Raw genomic sequence first — 22,085 nt, forward strand, 5'->3', positions numbered from 1 at the left:
TATGAAAAAGAATATGTCACGACGTCATTTCCTGAAGATGGGAGGATTAGCTTTGGCTGCTATGTCCGTCCGTCCATCTTTGTCGTTTGCCGCTTTCAGGGAATCAGAAACGAAATTCGTTTCCTTGCGTCCTTCAATAGACAAAAGGCGTTTTGTATCAAGAGCTGTAGAGGTAATCATTAAAGAAGTAAAGCCAAAGATAAAAGATGAAAAACTGCGGTGGATGTTTGAAAATTGTTTTCCCAATACACTTGATACTACTGTCAGATATAAGATGAAAAACGACCGTCCGGATACGTTTATCATAACTGGTGACATTGACGCTATGTGGTTGCGTGATTCTTCCGCGCAGGTGTGGCCTTATTTGCCGTTGATGAAAGACGATAGGGATTTGCAGTTTTTGATAGCCGGACTTATTAACAGGCAGACAGAATGTATACTGATAGACCCTTATGCTAATGCTTTCAATGATGGTCCATTGGGTAGTTATTGGGAAACTGATCATACACAGCATATGGTGAAAGAGTTGCATGAACGTAAGTGGGAGATCGATTCTCTATGTTATCCCATTCGATTGGCTTACCAGTATTGGACATTGACTAAAGATACGTCTATCTTTAGTGCAGATTGGCACGAGGCTATGAAATTGGTAGTCCGTACTTTTAAGGAACAGCAGCGTAAACAAGGAATCGGCACTTATAGTTTCTCGCGCGATTGTGATCGTCCTACAGACTCGCAAATCAATAATGGTTGGGGTGCACCAGTTAAGCCAGTTGGACTGATCGTTTCTTCGTTTCGCCCTTCGGATGATGCTACTCAATTTGGTTTTCTCATCCCTTCCAATATGTTTGCTGTTGTGTCGTTGCGGCAATTGTCTGAAATAGAACATACAGTCTATAATCATATAGATTTTGCTAAAGAATGTATAGCTTTAGCTGATGAAGTAGATGCCGCAATTCGCAGGTATGGTACGTTTAACCATCCTATTTGTGGGCGGGTTTATGCTTTTGAAGTGGATGGGTTTGGCAATGTGCTTTGTATGGATGATGCTAATATTCCCAGTCTGTTGTCTGCTCCTTATTTGGGATATTGTTCTTTCAAGGATGCAGTTTACCAAAATACTCGTAAATTGATATGGAGCGATAATAATCCTTATTTTTTTAAAGGAAAAGCTGGAGAAGGAATAGGCGGTCCACATGTAGGGTTGAACTATATTTGGCCAATGAGTATCATAATGAAAGCTTTTACGACTGATGATGAGGAAGAAATACGCAGTTGTTTGAAGCAACTGCGCGATACGGACGGTGAAACAGGTTTTATGCATGAGTCTTTTAATGCGGAAAATGCAGCTGATTTCACACGTCCTTGGTTTGCTTGGGCAAACACGCTGTTTGGCGAGCTAATCCTTAAAGTAGTTCAGACATATCCTAACCTTTTATTACAAACGTTATGAAATATATTTGGGGGGTGTTTACTGCCATCTCATTGGCTCTCTTTTCATGTGGCAGCGGAAGCAAGGAATCTGTAGAAAACTATGGTATCATACCGATGCCCAATGATATAACTCTATCCCGAGGAAAGTATTTTTTGCAAGGGGAGAAAACTGTGGCTGTGTCTTCCGGAGAGAATGAAATGAAAGTTTTTCGTTATTTAGAGAACTTTTTGAAGAACACACAGGTAACATTAAGAGCTGTTTCTCCAACAGAGAAGGCCGATATTTATCTGTTAATTGATAATTCTCTAAAAGATGAGGCTTATACATTGGAGGTGGCTTCCGATGCTATACGGATTTGTTCTAACGAAACTGCAGCAGGACTGTTTTATGGTGTTCAATCTTTATTGCAATTGATGCCGGCAGAAATCTATGCTTCCGATCGTAGGTATGAGGGATGTATTGAAATTCCAATTGTCAGTATTAAGGATGCTCCTCGTTTTCCTTATCGTGGTGCTTTGATGGATGTTGGTCGTAATTTCCTTCCCAAAGAAGAGGTACTGAAGTTTCTTGATTTGATGGCTTTCTATAAGTTGAATAAATTTCATTTTCATTTGACTGACGATCAAGGTTGGAGAATTGAGATAAAAAAATATCCGAAGTTGGTAGAGGTGGGGTCGCATCGTAGTCAAACTCAAGTAGGACATTCTGATTATTATTACCCACGGCGGTTTGACGGAAAAAAACAAGCGGGATATTATACACAAGAAGAAATTAGAGAGATTGTTAAGTATGCTTCTGACCGTTTTATAACAGTAATTCCTGAGATAGAAATGCCGGGACATGCTTCTGCTGCATTGGCGTCATATCCAGAGCTTTCTTGTGGGTTGAGAAAAGATTATGTGGTACGCGATTACTTTGATGTTTTTGATGAAGTCTATTGTCCTAAGGAGCATACGTTTGATTTCTTGGAAAATGTATTGGTGGAAGTTATGGAACTCTTTCCTAGTCATTACATTCATATTGGAGGTGATGAATGTCCTAAGAAAGCTTGGAAAAAGTGTATTCATTGTCAAACTCTGATGAAGAAAGAGGGACTACCAGATGAAGAAGCTTTACAAAGTTGGTTTATTCATAAGATTGAACAATTTGTTAACAGCAGGGGGCGTGATATTATCGGTTGGGATGAGATATTGGAAGGCGGGCTTGCTCCTAATGCTACTGTAATGTCGTGGCGTGGTGAAGAAGGTGGTATTATAGCGGCCCGTCAAAAGCATAAGGTTATTATGACACCGAGTAAACGATGCTATATAGATTATTATCAAGAGAGCCCAGAATATGCTCCACTGGCGATTGGTGGTTTCCTTCCGTTGGATAGTGTATATTTTTATAACCCACTACCAGCTGGATTGACTACCGAAGAGCAGTCTTATATAATAGGTACGCAGGCGAATATTTGGGGAGAATATATTCAAACTCCTGAAGCATTTGAATATATGGCTTTTCCTCGTTTGTTGGCTATGTCCGAAGTGCAGTGGACGCAACCTGAATATAAAGATTTTGTGTTTTTTACTCGCAGGTTGGATAAGGAGTTCAAACGGTTGGACTATTGTCAGGTGAATTCTTGCCGCAATTTTTATGAAGTGAATTATGCGGGAGTGTGGAATGAGAATCATGAGACCTATGAAGTGGCTTTATCTTCTTTTTGTCCGGATGCGGAGATACACTATGCGATTAATGATTCTGTGATAACGGCTTCTTCTTCTCTGTACAAGTCACCAATATTGTTGAGTAAAGATGCAGTTATTTACGCAGCCGTTTATAAGGAAGGCAAATCTATGGGTAGGGTGACTCATAAAGAATTTGCCATTAACAAGGCCACTGGATGTGATTATAAGTGTGTTCCTAAAACAGAGTGGGAACATTTGGATGAAAGCTTTGGATTGACTGACGGATATTGTGGATATGCTCAAGACATGCGTAGATGGGTAAGCTTCTATCAGGATAGTGTACAGATTGTGGTGGAGTTGAAAGGTACGCAAAGAATAAAACAAGTAGCTTTTGCTTCCTTATGGCGTCCTTGGAATATGATTTGGCCGGCAAAGGCAATGAGTGTTTCCGTTTCGGCAGACGGGAAAAACTTTTTTGGAGTAGGTAATAAAGTTTTATCATATGATTTTACGTTGACGGAAAGCACTCGCTTTCCTGCTTCTCTTTCATTTCCTGAAGTGGAAGCTACATTTGTACGCTTGGACTTGTTGAGTGGGGGCTTATGTCCAAAAGGATATTTCAATGAAGGAGAACAAAGCAGATTGGCGATAGATGAAATAGAAATAAACTAATCAATCAGATTCTTATGAAGAAAATATTAATTCTTTTGTTAGTGTTATGGGGAGTTATCCCATCAATGCTTTTTGCACAACGGCAATTGTCTTTTCAAAATGGAAAGTTTAAAATAGTTCAGTTCACAGACTTACATTGGACATCAGGTTCACCGAAGTGTGCTGAAACAGAAAGAACTATTCGTACGATACTGAAATCCGAAAATCCGGATATTGCCATATTGACTGGAGACATAGTGACAGAAGCCCCTGCAATTAATGGCTGGATGTCGGTTGTAGAAATATTTAATAATGCCAAAGTGCCATTTGTTGTAACTATGGGTAACCATGATGCGGAGCACATGGCTAAGGATAGCATTTATGATTTGTTGCAAAAATCTCCATGCTATGTTGGAACGAAGGGGCCTGGAGATGTTATGGGGTGTGGTAATTGTGTGATACCGATTTTTGATTCGATGACAAAGAAAAAGGTAGAATCAGTGCTTTATTGTATAGACTCTAATGATTATCAGCCTGACAAACTTTATGGAGTTTACGATTGGATACATTTCGACCAAATAGCATGGTATCGTAAACAAAGTGCTCATTTTGCTTCTTGTAATAATGGACGTCCTTTACCTTCATTGGCATTCTTTCACATACCTTTATTAGAATATAATGAACTGATAGGTGATGGTAAGACATTTGGTAATGATAGAGAAGGTGGAGTTGCTTCTTCAAAGGTCAATTCTGGTATATTTGCTTCGTTTCTTGATAGGAAAGATGTAATGGGGGTATTCGCCGGTCACGACCATGATAATGATTATGTTGGTATCAATAAAAGAATATTGCTTGGATATGGTCGGGTGACTGGTGCGGATGCTTACGGAGAATTGATTAGAGGTGCACGTATCATTGAACTGTATGAAGGTGAATTTAAGTTTGATACTTGGATTGCTACGCTTTCAGGTCGTGAGGCGATCTATTACTATCCCTCCGGATTAAATTCAGATGAGGAACGGGTGATGAATTATTTTCCGGCAATGAATGTAGCATCACCTAAACAAGGGGTAGCTTATACTTATTATGAAGGTCAATGTAAACGAGTGGCTGACATTACTTCTTGTTTGAAAGTAAAGGAAGGTATTATGAAGAACTTTTTGATAAAGGATGCTGCCATTGCTGATCACTTTGCCTATGAATTCCGTACTTTGATTTACATTTCCAAAAGAGGCGTATATCGCTTCTATACCATTTCGGATGATGGTTCTAAACTTTATATTGATGATAAGCTGATAGTTGATAATGATGGTGGACATAGTGTTCGTCGTGCCGAAGGTAAGGTTGCTCTTGAGAAAGGTTATCATGCATTGCATTTATTGTATTTTGAAAATTATATGGGGCAGGAACTGGAGGTCGGATTTTTAGGACGAGATATTCCCGAAACTCCCATTCCGGCCGAGATGCTGTTTTTGCCGGATTAGAATTTTTTTCTCTGTACCGGGTGGTGCCGTTCATCGTACAATCCTGGTATGGAGCATTTGTTTGAGAACCGGTATTTTGCTTTTTTCATGCCATTAAACAATAAGAAAAGCATGACGTCTTTTTTTAATGTATTGTCAACTATAACTGCTATTTCATTCAGATTATGAGAATACAAAAATAGATACGTTAAAAATGTAATTATATGATTTACATTTATTTATCTTGTTTGCGTATGTTTCGTGGAAAATTACACAAGCTAATTGCCTAAAAAATGAATAGAACTGCAGTCTTTAGCTTGGTAATAGCAGTCGGACATTATTTGATGCCTTTTTCTGTATTCATAGGGAGAAATATTCTTTAGAGCCTTGAATTGGCGTGACAAGTTTTTTAGATTGTTTATTCCTACAGATTCCGCTACGGTTGAGATAGGAGCATTGCTGGTAAGTAGCAGTTGAGCAAACCTTTCTATTTTTAGAGAAAATATGTATTTTTGAATGGACTGTTGGGTAACTCCTTTGAAACGAATCTCTAGTAACCTACGTGACAAGGGGACTTGTTTTACGAGATCTGATACGGTGATATGTTCAGTCAGGTGCTTATTGATATATTTCAAAACTGTTTGGATATGCGTATCGGTAGTAGAATAAAAATCGGTTGAAAGTCTGTTTATAATATTTATGGGTTGCAGTACTACATCTTGATAGTTGACTTTCTCTTCGTTCAGTAGGCGTACGATGAGTTCTGCTGCCTCAAATCCGCCTCTTACAATATTGTGGCTTATGCTGGATAAAGGAGGATCAGATAAGTTACATATAATTTCGTCATTATCCACACCCAATATTGCTATCTTGTCGGGTACTCTGATATTATTTACTTTACATAATTCAGTAATGCGATTACCTTGATTATCATCACAAGCAAAGAGTGCCGTAGGCAGGGGGAGCGATTGCAACCATTTGAGTAAAGGAGGAGCTTCATAAAACCAAAGATCATCGAGAGATTGCTCTTGATATGATTGGAAACAATTACCAAAACCATGTTCGGCTATACATTTATAGAAACCTTCGCAACGCTCTTGTGACCAAACCGTATCTCGATAGCCATAGAAAGCAAAATTTTGATACCCTTTTCTTAGAAAGAATTCCGCTGCCATCCTGCCAGTTTTGTAATAATCTCCAGTGATGTTTGGAATATTACTGAATCTTGCTTTGTAATCTTGTGCTATGGCAATGATTCCATTTTCACGGAAAATTTCTACATTGTCGTCGTTGTCGAATCTGCCGATAATAGCATCTGCATGCCACGTTTTTGCCCACTTCAGCACTCCCTTTATGCCATAGGTTTGTTTATAGGAAAGCGGCATTCGGCACACCACCCACGGTTCGTGGCTGTTTGCGTACATCAATACTCCTTTCAGTAGATTATAGGAGAAAGATTCAGTGAAATCGCTTAGCAGTATTAATCGAATCATAAATTATACGTTCCTTAACTATGCAAATGTAGAAAAAAAAAGTATTAGTTTTGTTTTCGATAAAGTTATTTTGCCAATCTTTATTTTTTTCGTAAATCCCGCCCCTCGTATTTGCAGATAGCTTCTATCCACTCTTTTGTCAGCGGTTTGGATTCGTGCTTGCTGAGGTCGTAAGCTACCATGACGGAAGTGCATATACATTTTACTTCCTGCGTCTCGATATCTATGACACGTTGTGCAAGATGAAAACTCTTCGTGCCTATTTGGGTCACGACGGTTTGTACGGCAATGTGGTCGGAGCCGTAAATCTGGGCAAGGAAGTTGGCTTCGATGTGGACTACGACGATGCCGTCTTTCTGCCAGTCGACATGCGGGCATACGGAAGCGAAATACTCCGTCTTGCCTAAATCGTAAAAGGAAAAATAGACGGTGTTGTTGACGTGACCGAATTTATCGACGTCATTGAAACGTAGCTGTATGGGTAGTGTGTGGTTAAATTTAATATCTTCCATTGTTTTCTCCTAAACTTTGTTTGTAATCGGTGCGAATTTACTATTTTTGCGTGTTAATCACTGTATTTATAGAGTAAGAAATGATAGAAGACATTAAAAAAGCCTGCCAGGTAATGAGGGAAGGCGGGGTGATTCTGTACCCCACCGATACCATTTGGGGTATTGGTTGTGACGCTACCAACGAAGATGCGGTGCGCCGTGTATATGAAATAAAGCAGCGTCAGGACAGCAAAGCGATGCTGGTGTTGGTGGATTCTTCCGTAAAAGTGGATTTCTATGTCCGGGATGTTCCGGAGGTGGCGTGGGATTTGATAGACCTGGCAGACAAACCGTTGACTATTATTTATTCGGGAGCGCGTAATCTGGCGGCAAATTTGCTGGCGGAAGACGGAAGCGTGGGCATCAGAGTGACAAATGAAGATTTCTCCAAGCGTCTTTGCCAGCAGTTCCGTAAGGCGATTGTTTCTACTTCAGCCAATATCAGCGGGCAGCCTTCGCCGAAGAACTTCAGCGAAATAAGTGAGGAGGTAAAGTCAGCGGTGGATTATATCGTGGGCTACCGGCAGGAAGAGATGAGTAATCCGAAGCCGTCCAGCATTATCAAGTTGGATAAAGGCGGAGTGATTAAAATAATCCGTGAATAAAGGAAATGACTGGAGAAGAGAGAAGTTGGTTGCAACGCTTTATCATTTGGCGTGAGAAGAATGTCAAGGAGAAACGGTTTATCCTGGTTCTTAGCTTTCTGGTCGGTATCTTTACGGCATTTGCCGCATTGATATTGAAACTGTTGATACATTGGATACAAAATTTTCTTACAGAGAATTTCGACACAACAGAGGCTAATTACCAGTATCTGATATATCCGGTGGTGGGAATCTTTTTGGCCGGGTTGTTTGTACGTTATGTCGTAAAGGATGATATCAGTCATGGAGTTACGAAAATTCTATATGCCATATCCCGCAGGCAGGGACGTATCAAACGTCATAACACGTGGTCATCCATTATTGCCAGTTCCATAACAATCGGGTTCGGCGGTTCGGTCGGGGCAGAGGCGCCGATTGTGCTTACCGGTTCGGCCATCGGCTCCAACTTGGGCAGCCTGTTCAAAATGGAGCACCGCACACTGATGCTGTTGGTGGGATGTGGCGCTGCCGGGGCCGTGGCAGGTATTTTCAAAGCTCCGATAGCGGGACTTGTTTTTACGTTGGAGGTGCTTATGATAGACCTTACAATGTCTTCGCTGCTTCCGTTACTGATTTCGGCGGTGACGGCGGCAACCGTTTCTTATATCGTGACGGGTACGGAAGCCATGTTTAAGTTCCACCTTGACCAGGCTTTTGAATTGGAGCGTATCCCTTATGTGATCATGCTGGGTATTTTCTGCGGACTGGTTTCCCTCTACTTTACCCGTGCCATGAGTTCGGTGGAAGGAATGTTCGGTAAACTGAAACTGCCTTATAAGAAACTGCTGGTGGGCGGCGCTATGTTGAGTATTCTGATATTCCTTTTCCCGCCGCTTTACGGTGAAGGGTACGATACGATAGAATTACTGCTCAACGGTACAAGTAATGTTGAGTGGGATACGGTGATGAATAACTCTTTCTTCTACGGACACAGCCACTTGCTGCTGCTGTATTTGATATTGATAATCCTGTTTAAGGTTTTCGCTTCGAGCGCAACGAATGGCGGTGGTGGTTGCGGTGGTATTTTTGCGCCTTCTCTGTATTTGGGGTGTATCGCCGGGTTTGTTTTTTCCCATTTCAGCAATGATTTTGAGATGACTGCCTATCTGCCTGAAAAGAACTTTGCCTTGCTGGGCATGGCGGGAGTGATGAGTGGCGTTATGCACGCTCCGCTTACGGGAGTGTTCCTGATTGCCGAGCTTACGGGAGGGTACGACTTGTTCTTGCCGTTGATGATAGTCGCGGTCAGCTCTTATCTGACGATTATCGTTTTTGAACCGCACAGCATTTACTCCATGCGTCTGGCAAAGAAAGGTGAGTTGCTGACACATCATAAGGATAAAGCGGTGTTGACGCTGATGAAAGTGGAGAATGTGGTAGAGAAAGACTTTGTTGCGGTACATCCGGAAATGGATCTTGCCGAGTTGGTGAAAGCCATCTCCGCCTCACACCGCAACATATTTCCGGTGACGGACAATGAGGGTAAGCTGATTGGTATTGTCCTGCTGGACGACATACGCAATATCATGTTCCGGCAGGAACTGTATCATCGTTTTACGGTAGGCAAACTGATGACTTCCGCTCCGGCGCGCCTTTATGATACGGACAGCATGGAACAGGTGATGCGCACTTTTGACGATACGAAAGCATGGAACCTGCCGGTGGTGGACGGAGAAGGCAAGTATCTCGGTTTCGTGTCCAAATCAAAGATATTTAACTCGTACCGTCAGGTATTGGTACATTTCTCGGAAGATTAAAAGAGATGATTATGAAGAAAGAAGATTTACGGATTGTATATATGGGGACTCCTGAATTTGCGGTGGAGCCCTTGCGCTGCCTCGTAGAAGGCGGATATAATATAGTAGGGGTAATCACGATGCCCGACAAGCCGGCTGGACGTGGACATAAGGTGCAATTCTCTCCGGTGAAACAGTATGCGCTGGAGCATGACCTGCCACTTCTCCAGCCGGAAAGATTGAAAGATGAAGCGTTTGTCGAGGCTTTGCGTGCCTGGAATGCCGATTTGCAGATTGTGGTTGCTTTCAGAATGTTGCCGGAGGTGGTTTGGAATATGCCGCGTCTGGGAACTTTCAATCTGCATGCTTCGTTGCTGCCGCAGTATCGTGGAGCTGCACCTATCAACTGGGCGGTGATTAACGGTGATACGGAAACGGGCATCACAACTTTTTTCCTGAAACATGAGATTGATACGGGAGAGGTCATCCAACAGGTTCGTGTGCCGATTGCGGATACGGACAATGTAGGTATTGTACACGATAAGTTGATGATGCTTGGCGGACGTCTGGTTACGGAGACTGTGGATGCCATTCTTGCAGATACGGTGAAATCCGTTCCGCAGGAAGAAATGGCTGTAGTGGGCGAATTGCGTCCGGCTCCCAAAATATTCAAGGATACTTGTCGCATCGACTGGAACCAGCCTGTCAAGCGGATTTATGATTTTATCCGTGGTTTGTCTCCCTATCCGGCTGCGTGGACAGAATTGGTACAGTCCGACGGAACAGCGGTGGTTCTGAAAATTTTTGAAACAGAGAAGATAGAGCATCTGCATGAATCCGCTCCCGGAACTTTGCAGACCGATGGCAAGACGTATATCCGCATAGCCGGTACGGACGGCTGGATTGGTGTGCGTGCTTTGCAGCTTCCCGGCAAGAAACGCCTGAAAACGGATGAGTTGTTGCGTGGATTTAAACTGACCGGAGAATGTCGGGTGCATTAAGCGTTTATCCGAAATCTTTTTGTACATTTGTCTGTTGTAAATTCATGTAACCTATTAGAATGTAACTGTTATGAAACCTATAATATCCCCTTCCATATTGTCTGCCAACTTTGCATACCTGGCAAATGATATTGAAATGATTAACGGCAGTGAAGCCGACTGGGTACACGTCGATATAATGGACGGCGTGTTTGTTCCCAACATATCTTTCGGTTTTCCGGTATTGAAGTATGTGGCAAAGCTTGCCGAGAAGCCTTTGGATGTGCATCTGATGATTGTACAGCCGGAAAAGTTCATCCCGGAAGTAAAGGAGTTGGGGGCACGTATAATGAACGTGCATTATGAGGCATGTCCGCATTTGCATAGGGTAGTGCAGCAAATCCGCGAAGCGGGAATGTTGCCGGCGGTTACTATCAATCCGGCTACCCCGGTATCTATGCTGAGAGATATTATCAACGATGTCTATATGGTGTTGATAATGGGGGTGAATCCGGGATTCGGCGGTCAGAAATTTATAGCACATACTGTTGATAAGGTACGCGAGTTGCGCGAATTGATAACAGTGACCGGTTCGGAAGCCCTGATAGAGGTCGACGGCGGTGTCAATCTGGATACAGGCTCCCGTCTGGTAGATGCAGGAGCCGATGCCTTGGTTGCCGGCAATGCCGTATTTTCTGCTCCCGACCCAACAGAAGCAATCCGTGCTTTGAAAAATCTGTAATATTTATTGATAACAAACAACTTACAACGGCATCCTTTCCTGCGACTGTTGATGCCGTTGGTTGGTGGAATAGTATATGGGGATAAATATCCTTATATACTGTCCGTCGGTTGGTGGATAGCTGTCATTCTACTGTTGATAGGGACATATATTCTTGGCCGTAAGTATTATGTTCTTTGCAAGCTATATGGGGCTGTCGTGTTTTTGGCGTGTTTTGTATTGGGGTGGACTTTAGTGAGTGTGCAGTTGAAGCAAGCCGAATATATATTCCCGAATACGGAAAAATCTTCCACTTACCGGATTACTCTTACGACAAAGCCGGAAATCAAGAAAAACAGTATTTTATTTCGCGTTGCTTTGCGGGGAGAAGTGCTGAAAGATACATTTTTATATAACTTTTCAGAAAAGACTTTTCTGTTTTATTTCCCTAAAGATTCGGCGGCATATTCCTTGAAAAGAGGGGATGAACTGTTGGTGTGCACCCGTTTGTCTCCACCTGCCAATAACGGCAATCCGGATGAGTTCGATTACGCCTGTTATCTTCTTCGGAAAGGGGTAAGCGGAACAGCGTACGTACGTGCCGGACATTGGTGTGCGATTGGTTGCGACAGCACTCTCGCTTTTCGTCAGCAGGCTTTGGAGTGTCGGAGCAGGCTGGTTGCTTTATATCGGGACATGGGGTTTCGGGGAGATGAATTGGCGGTACTCTCTGCGCTTACAATAGGAGATAAAGAAGAGCTGAGTGAGAGTATCGTAGAGACGTATTCGGTTGCCGGAGCCAGCCATGTACTGGCACTTTCCGGGCTGCATATCGGCTTTATTTCCGCCCTGTTGCTGTTTGTCCTGTCTCCTTTGTGGATTAGGTGGCGGTTTTTAAAGCCGTTTTTGTTTCTGTCTGTAATCCTCTTGTTGTGGGGATTTGCTTTCCTTACAGGGTTGTCTTCTTCCGTGGTACGTGCGGTTGTCATGTGCTCATTTGGATTACTTTCCATGCTGATACCTGCCTGCCGGAAGCTTACTTTGAATACATTGGGGGTTACGGCTTTCCTGATGCTGCTGTTTAACCCTGTCTGGCTGTTTGATGTGGGATTTCAGTTGTCTTTTTCGGCTGTTGCAGCTATTGTACTGTTACAACCCGGGCTGTACGGGTTGTTATCGGTGAAGAACCGCCTTTTGCGTAAGGCGTGGGGGCTGGTTACTGTTTCCGTTGCCGCCCAGATAGGAACGGCTCCGTTGGTAATGCTTTATTTTTCACGCTTTTCCACACACTTCCTCTTGACTAATTTGTTGGTAATCCCGTTGGTTTCGTTGATTGTGTATGCGGCTGTTATATTGCTTGTCCTGACTCCTTTTCCTGTCTTGCAACAGCTCTTTGCCGATGTGGTAGAAATACCGCTAAGGATGCAGAATGCTTTGCTCCGTTGGATAGAACAGCTCCCTTTGGCTTCCATAGACCGGATTTGGGTCGATATATGGGATGTCTTCCTGTTTTATTGTTGCCTGTTGTTGTTCTGCCGTGTTTGGATGAGGCGTACGGCAGCGAATGTATATATCGCTTTGTCAGCCCTGCTGCTATGCGTCTCCTATCATTCGTATGCGTTTATCACAGATGCTCCCCGGCGCAGCATTGTTTTTTATAATGTCCGTGGCTGTCCGGCAGTGCATTGTCTGGCAGATAACTCCACTTCATGGCTGGTCTGCGCCGATACGCTGCCCGATGTCACCCGGTTGGAACGTTCGCTTTCTTCCTACTGGAGCCGTTTGCGCCTGGAACGCCCTGACGTGATTGAGGGAGATTGTTTGCTTCCTGAAATTTCAGTCCGTAACAAAACCGTTTTTTATGCAGGGAAACGCATCTGTCTGTTGTACGACGACCGTTGGGGCAACAAGATATCCGATGTGCCTGTTTCTATTGATTATCTGTATGTTTCTCACGGTTATAAGGGAGATATGCAGGAACTCGTTTCCTTGTTTGAAGTAGGTACGGTAGTGATTGACGCATCTCTTTCCGAATACTATCGGGAGAGGATTATCAGCGATTGTATCCGGTTGGGAATTCCTTATCTTCCTCTTTCCGAAAAAGGTTCTGTGCACATATTATTATAAATCATAAACTTTTTCGTACTTTTGCCCTTTCTTTTGTTGCAGGTGAGACGAAGTTGTTCCGGATATGCAACGTAAACTGTAAAATAGCGAGTAACTATATGTTGACCAAAGTAATAGATCAATCTAAAATAGACCACTTTGCCAAGTGGCTGGAACGTGCGGATAAAATAGTTATTGTTGCCCATGTGGCTCCCGACGGAGATGCAGTAGGCTCTTCTCTGGGGTTGTGGCATTTTCTTAATACGCAGGACAAGGATGCGACTGTCATTGTTCCCAATGCTTTTCCCGATTTCCTGAAATGGATGCCCGGCAGCAAGGATATACTTCTGTACGACCGTTATAAAGAGTTTGCCGACAAATTGATAGCGGAAGCCGATGTCATCTGTTGCCTCGATTTCAACGCTATCAGCCGTATCGATGCTATGGCAGACGCCGTGTTGGCTTCTCCTGCGCGGAAGATATTGGTAGACCACCATTTGAATCCTGAAGACTTTTGCAGAATCATCATTTCCCATCCCGAAATATCCTCGACTTCCGAGCTGGTGTTCCGCCTGATTTGCCGCATGGGATATTTCAGTGACATCACCAAAGAGGGAGCTGAATGTATCTATACCGGTATGATGACCGATACGGGTGGCTTTACGTACAACTCCAATAACCGTGAAATTTATTTTATAATCAGTGAGCTGCTTTCGAAAGGTATCGACAAGGATGAGATTTACCGGAAAGTGTACAACACCTATTCCGAAAGCCGTCTGCGTCTTATGGGGCATGTGCTGTCGCAGATGAAAGTCTATCCGGAACATCGTGCCGCCCTGATTACGCTGACTAAGAAGGAACAAGGCAATTTCAATTATATCCGTGGCGATAGCGAAGGGTTTGTAAACATACCGTTGAGCATTAAAAATGTCGTTTTCTCCTGCTTCCTGCGTGAAGATACGGAAAAGCCGATGATAAAGGTATCCCTGCGTTCGGTAGGCAGTTTCCCATGCAACCGGCTGGCTACAGAATTCTTTAACGGCGGCGGGCATTTAAATGCTTCCGGCGGAGAATTTTACGGTACATTGGAAGAGGCTAAAAAAGTGCTGGAACTTGCATTGGAAAAATTCAAACCGCTGCTTAATGCCAAAGGATAAAAAAACAGCGGTTGTAAAGGTTAAAAGATACGAACTTTCTACTTGCAACTTTTAACTTTCGGGTAAATCAGATATTTTTGTACGAAATTACTAAATAACAGAAATGAAGAAACTTACTTTATTCTTTTTATCCTTACTGGCATTCGGCTTGGGTTTTCAGGCGTGTGATGACGGCAAGACCTATGCGGAAATGCTTGATGAGGAAAAAGACGGTATAAATGACTTTATCAAAAAGGAAGGCATCAAGGTCATCTCTCAAAGCGAATTTTATGCGCAGGATTCTACTACCAACGTCGAGGAGAATGAGTATGTGCAGCTTGCCAGCGGAGTGTACATGCAGATAGTGGATAAAGGCTCTGAAAATGCAGCCGACACTGTGAAAAACAACGATGAAGTGCTGGTGCGTTTTATGGAATATAGCATTCTTGACAAAGATACCACATTGTCCAACCTGAATGCGGTGGAAACCGTAGATGCATTCCGCTATGCGGTGACTTCTTCGTCCATTGCAGGTACATTCCTGCAGGGATATATGATGACTTATTATTCCTCACCGACAGTTCCGGCAGGCTGGCTTGTCCCGTTGACTTATGTTCGCGACATGGCTCATGTCAAACTGATTGTTCCTTCCAAGATGGGGCATCAGACAGCTATGCAATATGTCTACCCTTATTTTTATGACATCCGGAAATATCAAATCTGGAAATAACTAACCATTTATTTAAATAATTAACCTATGACTCTAATCAAATCTATCTCTGGAATCCGCGGAACAATAGGCGGTGGTGCAGGCGAGGGGTTGAACCCGCTCGACATTGTGAAGTTTACTTCGGCATACGCTACGCTTATCCGCAAAACGTGTACAGTAAAAAGCAACAAAATTGTAGTAGGCCGTGATGCACGCATCTCGGGCGAGATGGTAAAGAATGTGGTGGTAGGCACGCTCATGGGTATGGGCTGGGATGTAGTGGACATCGATTTGGCTTCTACTCCGACTACCGAACTGGCTGTTACCATGGAAGGTGCCAGCGGAGGTATCATCCTGACTGCTTCTCACAATCCCAAGCAATGGAATGCCTTGAAACTTCTGAATGAGAAAGGAGAGTTCCTGAACAAGGAGGAGGGCAATGAAGTGCTTCGTATTGCCGAAGCTGAAGAGTTCAACTTTGCCGAAGTGGACAAGCTCGGCTCTTATCGCAAAGACCTTACTTATAACCAAAAGCATATCGACAGTGTGTTGGCGCTTGACCTGGTGGATGTGGAAGCTATCAGGAAAGCCGATTTCCGTGTAGCCATTGATTGTGTAAACTCCGTAGGCGGCATCATTCTTCCGCAACTGCTGGAACAGCTCGGAGTGAAGCATGTGGAGAAACTCTACTGCGAGCCTACCGGTAATTTCCAGCACAATCCGGAACCTTTGGAAAAGAATTTGGGCGACATCATGAACCTTATGAAAGGCGGTAAGGCAGATGTTGCTTTTGTGGTAGACCCGGATGTAGACCGTTTGGCCATGATTTGTGAGGACGGTAAGATGTACGGTGAAGAATATACGCTGGTTACCGTGGCCGACTATGTGTTGAAGCACACTCCGGGCAATACGGTTTCCAACCTGAGTTCTACCCGTGCGTTGCGTGACGTAACACGTAAGTACGGTCAGGAATATTCCGCTTCTGCTGTAGGCGAAGTGAATGTAACTACCAAGATGAAAGAGGTAGGCGCTGTTATCGGTGGCGAAGGCAATGGTGGAGTTATTTATCCTGCCAGTCACTACGGGCGCGATGCTTTGGTAGGTATTGCCTTGTTCCTCAGTCACCTGGCGCACGAAGGTAAGAAAGTTAGCGAATTGCGTGCCACTTATCCGGCCTATTTCATGGCTAAGAACCGTGTAGACCTGACTCCGGATACGGATGTCGATGCCATCCTTGCCAAAGTAAAAGAAATCTATAAGAACGAAGAAATCAATGATATTGACGGTGTAAAGATTGACTTTCCCGACAAATGGGTACATCTGCGCAAGAGTAACACGGAACCGATTATTCGCGTTTACAGCGAAGCGGCTACGCCGGAAGCAGCCGAAGAAATCGGTCGGCAGATTATGAAAGTAATTGAAGACTTGGCAAAATAATTGTACCGTTCTTTAGAACACAGAAACACAAAGAAACAGAGTTTAGCTGTCTACTCTCTGTATCTTTGTGTTTCTGTGTTTTTTATGTTGTTACAGTTGAATGATTCTCCCTATCTCTTGCTCAAAATTGGGAGTGAATATCCCTTTCCCTATATTTTCTTTAATTTCCTCTGTACGCCAGAAGCGTCCGCCATCCAGTTCGTCGCTGGGATGTATCTCTCCGTCATATACGGTTTTGTGCACAAAGACAAGCTCCTTTTCGCGAGCGGATTCAAAAACATAGCTGGTGATAGTTTCCGGTGCGAAGTCGGTTATCCCTAATTCCTCGCGCACTTCCCGTTTCAACGCCATTTCTACGCTTTCACCTAAATCTACGTGTCCGCCTACCGAGGTATCCCATTTGCCGGGTTGTATGTCTTTCCATTCGGGACGTTTTTGCAGGTATAATTCTCCTTTGGAATTGAATACATGCAGATGAATTACGGGGTGCAGCAGTTTGCTTCCGTTGTGACACTCACCGCGGGTGGCTGCACCTATGATGTTTCCCTGCTCGTTAACAAGAGGAAACATTTCCTGGTTATTGTCGCTATTCATTAATTCTGAGCTTTTTGTTGGTTTTATCGATGAAAATGTTACATTCTCCGAGAATAGTTACGGTATCAGCAAAGACGAATCACCGTAACTCAAAAATCGGAAATCATGGGCAAGCGCATAATCGTAAATCTTGCGCCAATCTCCATGCAGAAACGCTGAGACAAGCAGCAGCAATGTGCTTTGCGGCTGGTGGAAGTTGGTAACCATGGCTTTTACGATTCTATATTCGTATCCCGGAGCAATGATGATTTGCGTGCTGGAATGCAACGTTTCCATGTGATGCCGGTCGAGGTAGGCTATGATTGCCTGCAAAGCATCTACAGCGGGTGTTGCTGCTGTTTCAAGCGCCGTTTCATAAGGTTGCCATTGTTTTACATGCAAATCTTCTTCCGTAGCGTTAGGATTGTGCAGCAGAGTAACGCCTATGTGATAGAGGCTTTCCAGTGTACGTACAGAGGTTGTCCCTACTGCAATGGCTTTTCCTTCATGTGCTACCAGCTTCTCCAGCGTACTCCTATTGACGGATATGTATTCCGTGTGCATTTCGTGCCCTTCTATCTCTTCACTTTTGACGGGCTTGAAAGTGCCGGCTCCTACGTGCAGGGTCAGTTCTTCCAATGCTACCCCTTTTTCACGCAAAGCGTCCAGAACTCTCGGAGTGAAGTGCAGACCGGCTGTCGGTGCGGCTACCGAACCTTTTATCTTGGAATAAACGGTCTGGTAAGTCTCCTTATCACTCTCCTGCGTCTCCCGGTTCAGATAAGGAGGGATGGGTAGTTCGCCGAACACTTCGAGAATATCGGCGAATGTTATTTCCGGATTGTTCCAGCGGAAATCCACCCAATGGCTGGTTCCATGGCACGCCCCGCGTTCGGCGGTCAGGGTAAGCGGCTTTCCTTTCACGGTTATTTCCCGTTTGAGCGCACCTTCTTTCCATTTCTTCAGATTGCCTATCATGCAGAGCCATGCGGCATGCTCCGTTTGCTGGAAGTTGAGGGCATAGTCGTTGGGTTGGATCGGTTCGAGACAGAATACTTCGATAAGCGCTCCCGTTTCTTTATGGAAGTGCAGACGCGCCTGAATAACTTTGGTATTATTGAAAATCATCAGGCTGTTTGCCGGCAGATAGTCGGGCAGGGAAGTGAATATGTCTTCGGTAACTTCGCCGTGGCGATACAACAATAACTTGGATTGGTCACGCACAGGCAATGGAAACTTGGCAATGCGCTCATCCGGTAACGGATAATTGAATTCGCTGATTCTAATATGTTTGGGATCTTCTTTCATATCTTTATTTTATTAGGGGACTGCAAAGGTACGGATATTTGGGAAGATTTGGATTATATACAGCCAATTAATGACATATCAGTCATAAGGTCATTCCGGTTCATGGATACACAATGTATTTCTTGCCAATACAAAAAAGGTATGTTTGTATATAATCATCAAATAATTTCTAACTTTGCGAGAGATAAAAGAAGATGTCTGAACCGTATGTTTATAATGGTTCCGATGTGTCTTCCGGATAATGATTAAAAAACAGAATGGAAATTATGAAAATAGGAGATAAAGTGCGCTTCCTCAGTGAAGTAGGTGGCGGTGTTGTAACGGGATTCCGGGGAAAAGATATAGTGTTGGTGGAAGATGCCGACGGGTTTGACATTCCGATGCCGGTGCGTGAATGTGTGGTGATTGAAACGGATGATTACAATATTCCTACTCCTGCTTCCAAAGCAGCCAAGAAGAAGGCGGAGGAGCAATCGGCTGCGCGTATGGCTTCGGTAGCCTCGAAGCCGGTATCTTCCGTTTTGGACTCCGGACGGCAGATAGAGTGTACGGCTAAACCTCAGGTATCTGTTTATCGTCAGCCGGAAATGAAAGGCGGAGATGTGCTGAATGTGTATCTTGCCTTTGTTCCGGAAGATATCAAGGCGGTAAGCACTACTCCGTTTGAGGCTTATTTGGTGAATGATAGCAATTACTGCATGTATTATACCTATTCGAGTGCGGAGGGCAAGTCGTGGACTGCCCGTTCTCATGGTTTGATAGAACCGAATACGAAACTCTTGTTAGAGGAATTTGAAAAATCGGAATTGAACGACCGGGAGCGTGTAGCTGTTCAGTTGGTGGCGTTCAAGGACAACCGCTCTTTCGCTATGAAGCCTGCTGCCAATGTGGAAATCCGCATCGATACGGTGAAATTCTATAAGTTGCATACTTTTCAGCCTACCGATTTCTTTGATACTCCAGCATTGGTGTACGATGTAGTGAGGAATGATGCTCCCGCCAGGCAGGTTTATGTGTCGGCTGAGGACTTACAGGATGCTCTGATGCAAAAGAAAGCAACAGACGGTCCGTCCAGACCCCGGACTATCGTGAAGCGGGGCGGCAAAAATGAAATCATCGAAATAGACCTGCATATCGGTGAACTGTTGGATGATACGCGCGGCATGAGTAACAGCGAGATATTGAACTATCAGTTGGATAAATTTCGTGAGGTGATGGAACAGTATAGGAATAAGCGTGAACAACGCATAGTCTTTATTCACGGCAAGGGTGACGGTGTGCTTCGTAAAGCGTTGCTGGATGAGCTGAAACGGAAATATCCGACTTGTAAGACGCAGGATGCTTCCTTTCAGGAGTATGGATTTGGAGCTACTATGGTGACGGTAAAATAAGGTATATGCGATGCAGGTTGGTAAGGAAAACAGGATTCTTATCTTAATCTTTCTATGTTTGGCAGTGGCATTGCCGGGTGCCTGTACTTATAAAGGCGGCAGTGGCAGAGTTTCTGAAATGCAGGAATTCGATTCTTTTTTCAGCACTCACAGCGATTCCGTAGTGATGGCGCCGCGCTGGATGAAAGCACAGGCATTGCAGAGAATGGAAAGAACCAAAGATAGTATGGTGCGGTATAATTATCTTGCTGTTGCCTTGAAAACCTGTCTGGCTACTTCCGACTTCGACTCCGCACAACTTTTGCTCCGGCAAGTTGAGGCGTTTGCCGGCAGACAGCCTTTTTCGCATCGGTTGGCCGATTTGCAGTCCGAATGTTTTAATATAAAGGGTAATGTCTATTCGCGAAAAGGCTATATAGATTCTGCCGCGGTCTGCTTCAAGGAGGCCTATGAAGCAAGATTGAAAGGAACAAAATTCGAGGTGATTCCTGATATCCTGATAAATCTTGCTGATGCTACCAACCATTTGGGCAGGCCGGATATGGGTGCTTTTTGGTATAGAAAGGCTCTGCTGATGTGCGATTCGCTGAAGATGCCTTACAGAAAGAAAATCTCTATTTATTACGGATTGTCACAAGGATACCTGGCTTTGCGCGATTACGAGCAATGCGACTATTATTCGGAACTTGCGGGCAAGAATTATGCGGATATGTTTCCGGATGAGAAGCATTTCTACCTGAATAATCGTGGAAACTCTTATTATTACCGGGGAGATTACTCCACGGCAATCGGTTATTTTAGAAAAGTAGTGGAGCTTGTGAAAGATTACCCCGATATGTCTTGGGCGCTTAATCTGAGCTATCTGAACCTGAGCGACTGCTTTCTGCAACTGAATAAAACCGATTCGGTAGTCAAATACCTGGAGTTATGCCAGCCGTTCTTTGAAGAACTCGGTTCTACTACTGCTCTTTATTATATTGATACTCAAAAGATAGAACTGGCGTTGCAGTGCAAGGACTTTGCGGAGGCAAGGCGATTGTTGGCGATGAGTAAGGCTTCGCCGGAAATAGATGCAGACATGATACATATCCGTAACAAGTATTTGCAGCAGTTTTACGAAGAAACCGGCAACTATAGGCAAGCGTATGATTACTTGAAAGAGAATAAACGTCTGGACGACTCTATTCGCAATGAGCGTATAAGGATGCGTACGGCAGATTTGACATTGCGCTATCAGCAGGACTCTACCTTAATGGCACATAAAGTGCTGTTCCAGAAACAGGAAAACGAGATGCTGATATTGAGGCAGACCCGTCTCGTGACATTAGCGGTTGCCGTTATTGCCCTTTTGATTGCAGCTTTCCTATTTCTTTATAATAGGAAAAAGCGGGATCTGCTGCTTGCCCAAAACCGAAGAACGGTCTCTACACTTCGTCTTGAGAACATCCGCAACCGCCTGTCTCCTCATTTTATATTCAACGTTCTCAATCAGGAGGTGGTAAACCACAAGGAAGAGGAAAAGCAGGAGTTGGTATCGTTGGTGAAACTGATGCGTCGAAATCTGGAGCTGGCGGAGCAGTTGTGTGTCACCTTAACCGAAGAACTGGACTTTGTCAAGACGTATATCGACTTGGAGCGCCGTTCGCTCGGAGCAACTTTCCATCCGGTTATTGAAATAGCCGGAGATGTACTGCCCGAGCAGGTCTGGCTACCTTCCATGATGATACAGATTCCGGTGGAAAATTCCGTGAAACACGCATTGCGTGGCAAGGAAGGAAAGCGGAATCTGTGGATTGCCGCAGATCGTCGGGAAGGCGGTGTTTGCATCAGGATTACGGATAACGGCGGCGGTTACCATCCGGAGAGCCGGAACAGAGGCACTGGTACAGGTATGAAAGTCATCATGCAAACAATCCAGATTTTGAATATGAAAAATCAGGCTGCAATTGATATATCTGTACATAATGTCACTTTGCCGAGTGGTGAAACCGGCTGTGAAGTAACTTTTTTATTACCGGACAAGTACGATTATAGAATTTAAGAGTAACCGCTTAGTGGCATTTTTTTTATTGATAGAGCCGGCT

The 22,085-nt window shown here is 44.0% G+C and carries 17 protein-coding genes; 13 read left to right on the top strand and 4 right to left on the bottom strand.

Features of this window, described 5'->3' with window-relative positions; translation table 11 throughout:
• Position 1: 1 nt before the first annotated feature.
• The 3 genes from NQ565_RS06340 to NQ565_RS06350 are packed head-to-tail and all read left to right on the top strand — an operon-like array spanning position 2 to position 5,237.
• The gene (locus tag NQ565_RS06340; RefSeq protein ID WP_005658074.1) at positions 2-1,453 is read left to right on the top strand and encodes a glycoside hydrolase family 125 protein; all 1,452 of its coding nucleotides are present in this window, start codon (positions 2-4) and stop codon (positions 1,451-1,453) included.
• On the top strand, positions 1,450-3,774 hold the full coding sequence (locus tag NQ565_RS06345; protein ID WP_005658072.1) for a glycoside hydrolase family 20 protein: 2,325 nt from the start codon (positions 1,450-1,452) through the stop codon (positions 3,772-3,774). Before NQ565_RS06340 ends, NQ565_RS06345 begins: the two co-directional genes overlap by 4 nt.
• Before the next feature lie 14 nt (positions 3,775-3,788).
• A complete protein-coding gene (locus NQ565_RS06350) occupies positions 3,789-5,237 on the top strand; it encodes a metallophosphoesterase (protein ID WP_005658070.1) in 1,449 nt (482 codons plus the stop codon).
• A gap of 257 nt (positions 5,238-5,494) precedes the next feature.
• Here the strand turns inward: NQ565_RS06350 and NQ565_RS06355 are convergent, their stop codons facing one another.
• Positions 5,495-6,709 (bottom strand): AraC family transcriptional regulator, encoded by a 1,215-nt coding sequence (locus NQ565_RS06355; protein ID WP_005658069.1) that lies wholly within the window; start codon positions 6,707-6,709, stop codon positions 5,495-5,497.
• Between the two features lie 80 nt (positions 6,710-6,789).
• Positions 6,790-7,221 (bottom strand): acyl-CoA thioesterase, encoded by a 432-nt coding sequence (locus NQ565_RS06360; protein ID WP_005658067.1) that lies wholly within the window; start codon positions 7,219-7,221, stop codon positions 6,790-6,792.
• Between the two features lie 80 nt (positions 7,222-7,301).
• Here NQ565_RS06360 and NQ565_RS06365 point away from each other — a divergent pair, with 80 nt between their 5' ends.
• The 8 genes from NQ565_RS06365 to glmM all read left to right on the top strand — a co-directional run bounded on the left by NQ565_RS06365 (position 7,302) and on the right by glmM (position 16,729).
• On the top strand, positions 7,302-7,865 hold the full coding sequence (locus NQ565_RS06365; protein ID WP_005658065.1) for an L-threonylcarbamoyladenylate synthase: 564 nt from the start codon (positions 7,302-7,304) through the stop codon (positions 7,863-7,865).
• A 5-nt stretch (positions 7,866-7,870) separates the two neighbouring features.
• The gene (locus NQ565_RS06370; RefSeq protein ID WP_005658062.1) at positions 7,871-9,661 is read left to right on the top strand and encodes a chloride channel protein; all 1,791 of its coding nucleotides are present in this window, start codon (positions 7,871-7,873) and stop codon (positions 9,659-9,661) included.
• Positions 9,662-9,666: 5 nt separating this feature from the next.
• Positions 9,667-10,641 carry a methionyl-tRNA formyltransferase gene (fmt, locus tag NQ565_RS06375; RefSeq protein ID WP_005658061.1) on the top strand — a complete coding sequence of 325 codons (975 nt, stop codon included), beginning with the start codon at positions 9,667-9,669 and terminating at the stop codon, positions 10,639-10,641.
• 70 nt (positions 10,642-10,711) lie between these two features.
• Positions 10,712-11,362 carry a ribulose-phosphate 3-epimerase gene (gene rpe / locus NQ565_RS06380; protein WP_005658060.1) on the top strand — a complete coding sequence of 217 codons (651 nt, stop codon included), beginning with the start codon at positions 10,712-10,714 and terminating at the stop codon, positions 11,360-11,362.
• A gap of 51 nt (positions 11,363-11,413) precedes the next feature.
• Positions 11,414-13,468: a ComEC/Rec2 family competence protein gene (locus NQ565_RS06385; RefSeq protein WP_005658059.1), complete on the top strand. Its 2,055-nt coding sequence runs from the start codon at positions 11,414-11,416 to the stop codon at positions 13,466-13,468.
• 98 nt (positions 13,469-13,566) lie between these two features.
• A complete protein-coding gene (locus NQ565_RS06390; RefSeq protein WP_005658058.1) occupies positions 13,567-14,604 on the top strand; it encodes a DHH family phosphoesterase in 1,038 nt (345 codons plus the stop codon).
• A gap of 103 nt (positions 14,605-14,707) precedes the next feature.
• Positions 14,708-15,313: a DUF4827 domain-containing protein gene (locus tag NQ565_RS06395; protein ID WP_005658057.1), complete on the top strand. Its 606-nt coding sequence runs from the start codon at positions 14,708-14,710 to the stop codon at positions 15,311-15,313.
• Positions 15,314-15,340: 27 nt separating this feature from the next.
• On the top strand, positions 15,341-16,729 hold the full coding sequence (glmM, locus tag NQ565_RS06400; RefSeq protein ID WP_005658056.1) for a phosphoglucosamine mutase: 1,389 nt from the start codon (positions 15,341-15,343) through the stop codon (positions 16,727-16,729).
• Between the two features lie 90 nt (positions 16,730-16,819).
• On the opposite strand, the gene NQ565_RS06405 is transcribed toward glmM, so the two are convergent.
• Together NQ565_RS06405 and NQ565_RS06410 are read right to left on the bottom strand one after the other, a co-directional pair.
• Positions 16,820-17,323 carry an NUDIX hydrolase gene (locus tag NQ565_RS06405; protein ID WP_005658055.1) on the bottom strand — a complete coding sequence of 168 codons (504 nt, stop codon included), beginning with the start codon at positions 17,321-17,323 and terminating at the stop codon, positions 16,820-16,822.
• Positions 17,324-17,380: 57 nt separating this feature from the next.
• Positions 17,381-18,610 carry an S-adenosylmethionine:tRNA ribosyltransferase-isomerase gene (locus tag NQ565_RS06410; protein WP_005658054.1) on the bottom strand — a complete coding sequence of 410 codons (1,230 nt, stop codon included), beginning with the start codon at positions 18,608-18,610 and terminating at the stop codon, positions 17,381-17,383.
• Between the two features lie 266 nt (positions 18,611-18,876).
• Between NQ565_RS06410 and NQ565_RS06415 the strand changes: the two genes are divergently transcribed.
• Both NQ565_RS06415 and NQ565_RS06420 read left to right on the top strand, forming a co-directional pair.
• Positions 18,877-20,001 (top strand): DUF2027 domain-containing protein, encoded by a 1,125-nt coding sequence (locus NQ565_RS06415; RefSeq protein WP_040316366.1) that lies wholly within the window; start codon positions 18,877-18,879, stop codon positions 19,999-20,001.
• A 10-nt stretch (positions 20,002-20,011) separates the two neighbouring features.
• Positions 20,012-22,042 (top strand): histidine kinase, encoded by a 2,031-nt coding sequence (locus NQ565_RS06420; RefSeq protein ID WP_005658051.1) that lies wholly within the window; start codon positions 20,012-20,014, stop codon positions 22,040-22,042.
• Positions 22,043-22,085: the final 43 nt, after the last annotated feature.

Source organism: Bacteroides stercoris ATCC 43183, from assembly GCF_025147325.1.
Classification (GTDB): Bacteria; Bacteroidota; Bacteroidia; order Bacteroidales; family Bacteroidaceae; genus Bacteroides; species Bacteroides stercoris.

Bases quoted from the DNA above. Each gene is read 5' to 3' on its own strand.
- NQ565_RS06370 (WP_005658062.1), top strand. From the start codon at position 7,871: ATGACTGGAGAAGAGAGAAGTTGGTTGCAACGCTTTATCATTTGGCGT.
- rpe (WP_005658060.1), top strand. From the start codon at position 10,712: ATGAAACCTATAATATCCCCTTCCATATTGTCTGCCAACTTTGCATAC.
- glmM (WP_005658056.1), top strand. From the start codon at position 15,341: ATGACTCTAATCAAATCTATCTCTGGAATCCGCGGAACAATAGGCGGT.
- NQ565_RS06415 (WP_040316366.1), top strand. From the start codon at position 18,877: ATGAAAATAGGAGATAAAGTGCGCTTCCTCAGTGAAGTAGGTGGCGGT.
- NQ565_RS06360 (WP_005658067.1), bottom strand. From the start codon at position 7,221: ATGGAAGATATTAAATTTAACCACACACTACCCATACAGCTACGTTTC.
- NQ565_RS06420 (WP_005658051.1), top strand. From the start codon at position 20,012: ATGCAGGTTGGTAAGGAAAACAGGATTCTTATCTTAATCTTTCTATGT.
- NQ565_RS06355 (WP_005658069.1), bottom strand. From the start codon at position 6,709: ATGATTCGATTAATACTGCTAAGCGATTTCACTGAATCTTTCTCCTAT.
- NQ565_RS06350 (WP_005658070.1), top strand. From the start codon at position 3,789: ATGAAGAAAATATTAATTCTTTTGTTAGTGTTATGGGGAGTTATCCCA.
- NQ565_RS06410 (WP_005658054.1), bottom strand. From the start codon at position 18,610: ATGAAAGAAGATCCCAAACATATTAGAATCAGCGAATTCAATTATCCG.
- NQ565_RS06340 (WP_005658074.1), top strand. From the start codon at position 2: ATGAAAAAGAATATGTCACGACGTCATTTCCTGAAGATGGGAGGATTA.
- NQ565_RS06395 (WP_005658057.1), top strand. From the start codon at position 14,708: ATGAAGAAACTTACTTTATTCTTTTTATCCTTACTGGCATTCGGCTTG.
- fmt (WP_005658061.1), top strand. From the start codon at position 9,667: ATGATTATGAAGAAAGAAGATTTACGGATTGTATATATGGGGACTCCT.
- NQ565_RS06365 (WP_005658065.1), top strand. From the start codon at position 7,302: ATGATAGAAGACATTAAAAAAGCCTGCCAGGTAATGAGGGAAGGCGGG.
- NQ565_RS06405 (WP_005658055.1), bottom strand. From the start codon at position 17,323: ATGAATAGCGACAATAACCAGGAAATGTTTCCTCTTGTTAACGAGCAG.
- NQ565_RS06345 (WP_005658072.1), top strand. From the start codon at position 1,450: ATGAAATATATTTGGGGGGTGTTTACTGCCATCTCATTGGCTCTCTTT.
- NQ565_RS06385 (WP_005658059.1), top strand. From the start codon at position 11,414: ATGCCGTTGGTTGGTGGAATAGTATATGGGGATAAATATCCTTATATA.
- NQ565_RS06390 (WP_005658058.1), top strand. From the start codon at position 13,567: ATGTTGACCAAAGTAATAGATCAATCTAAAATAGACCACTTTGCCAAG.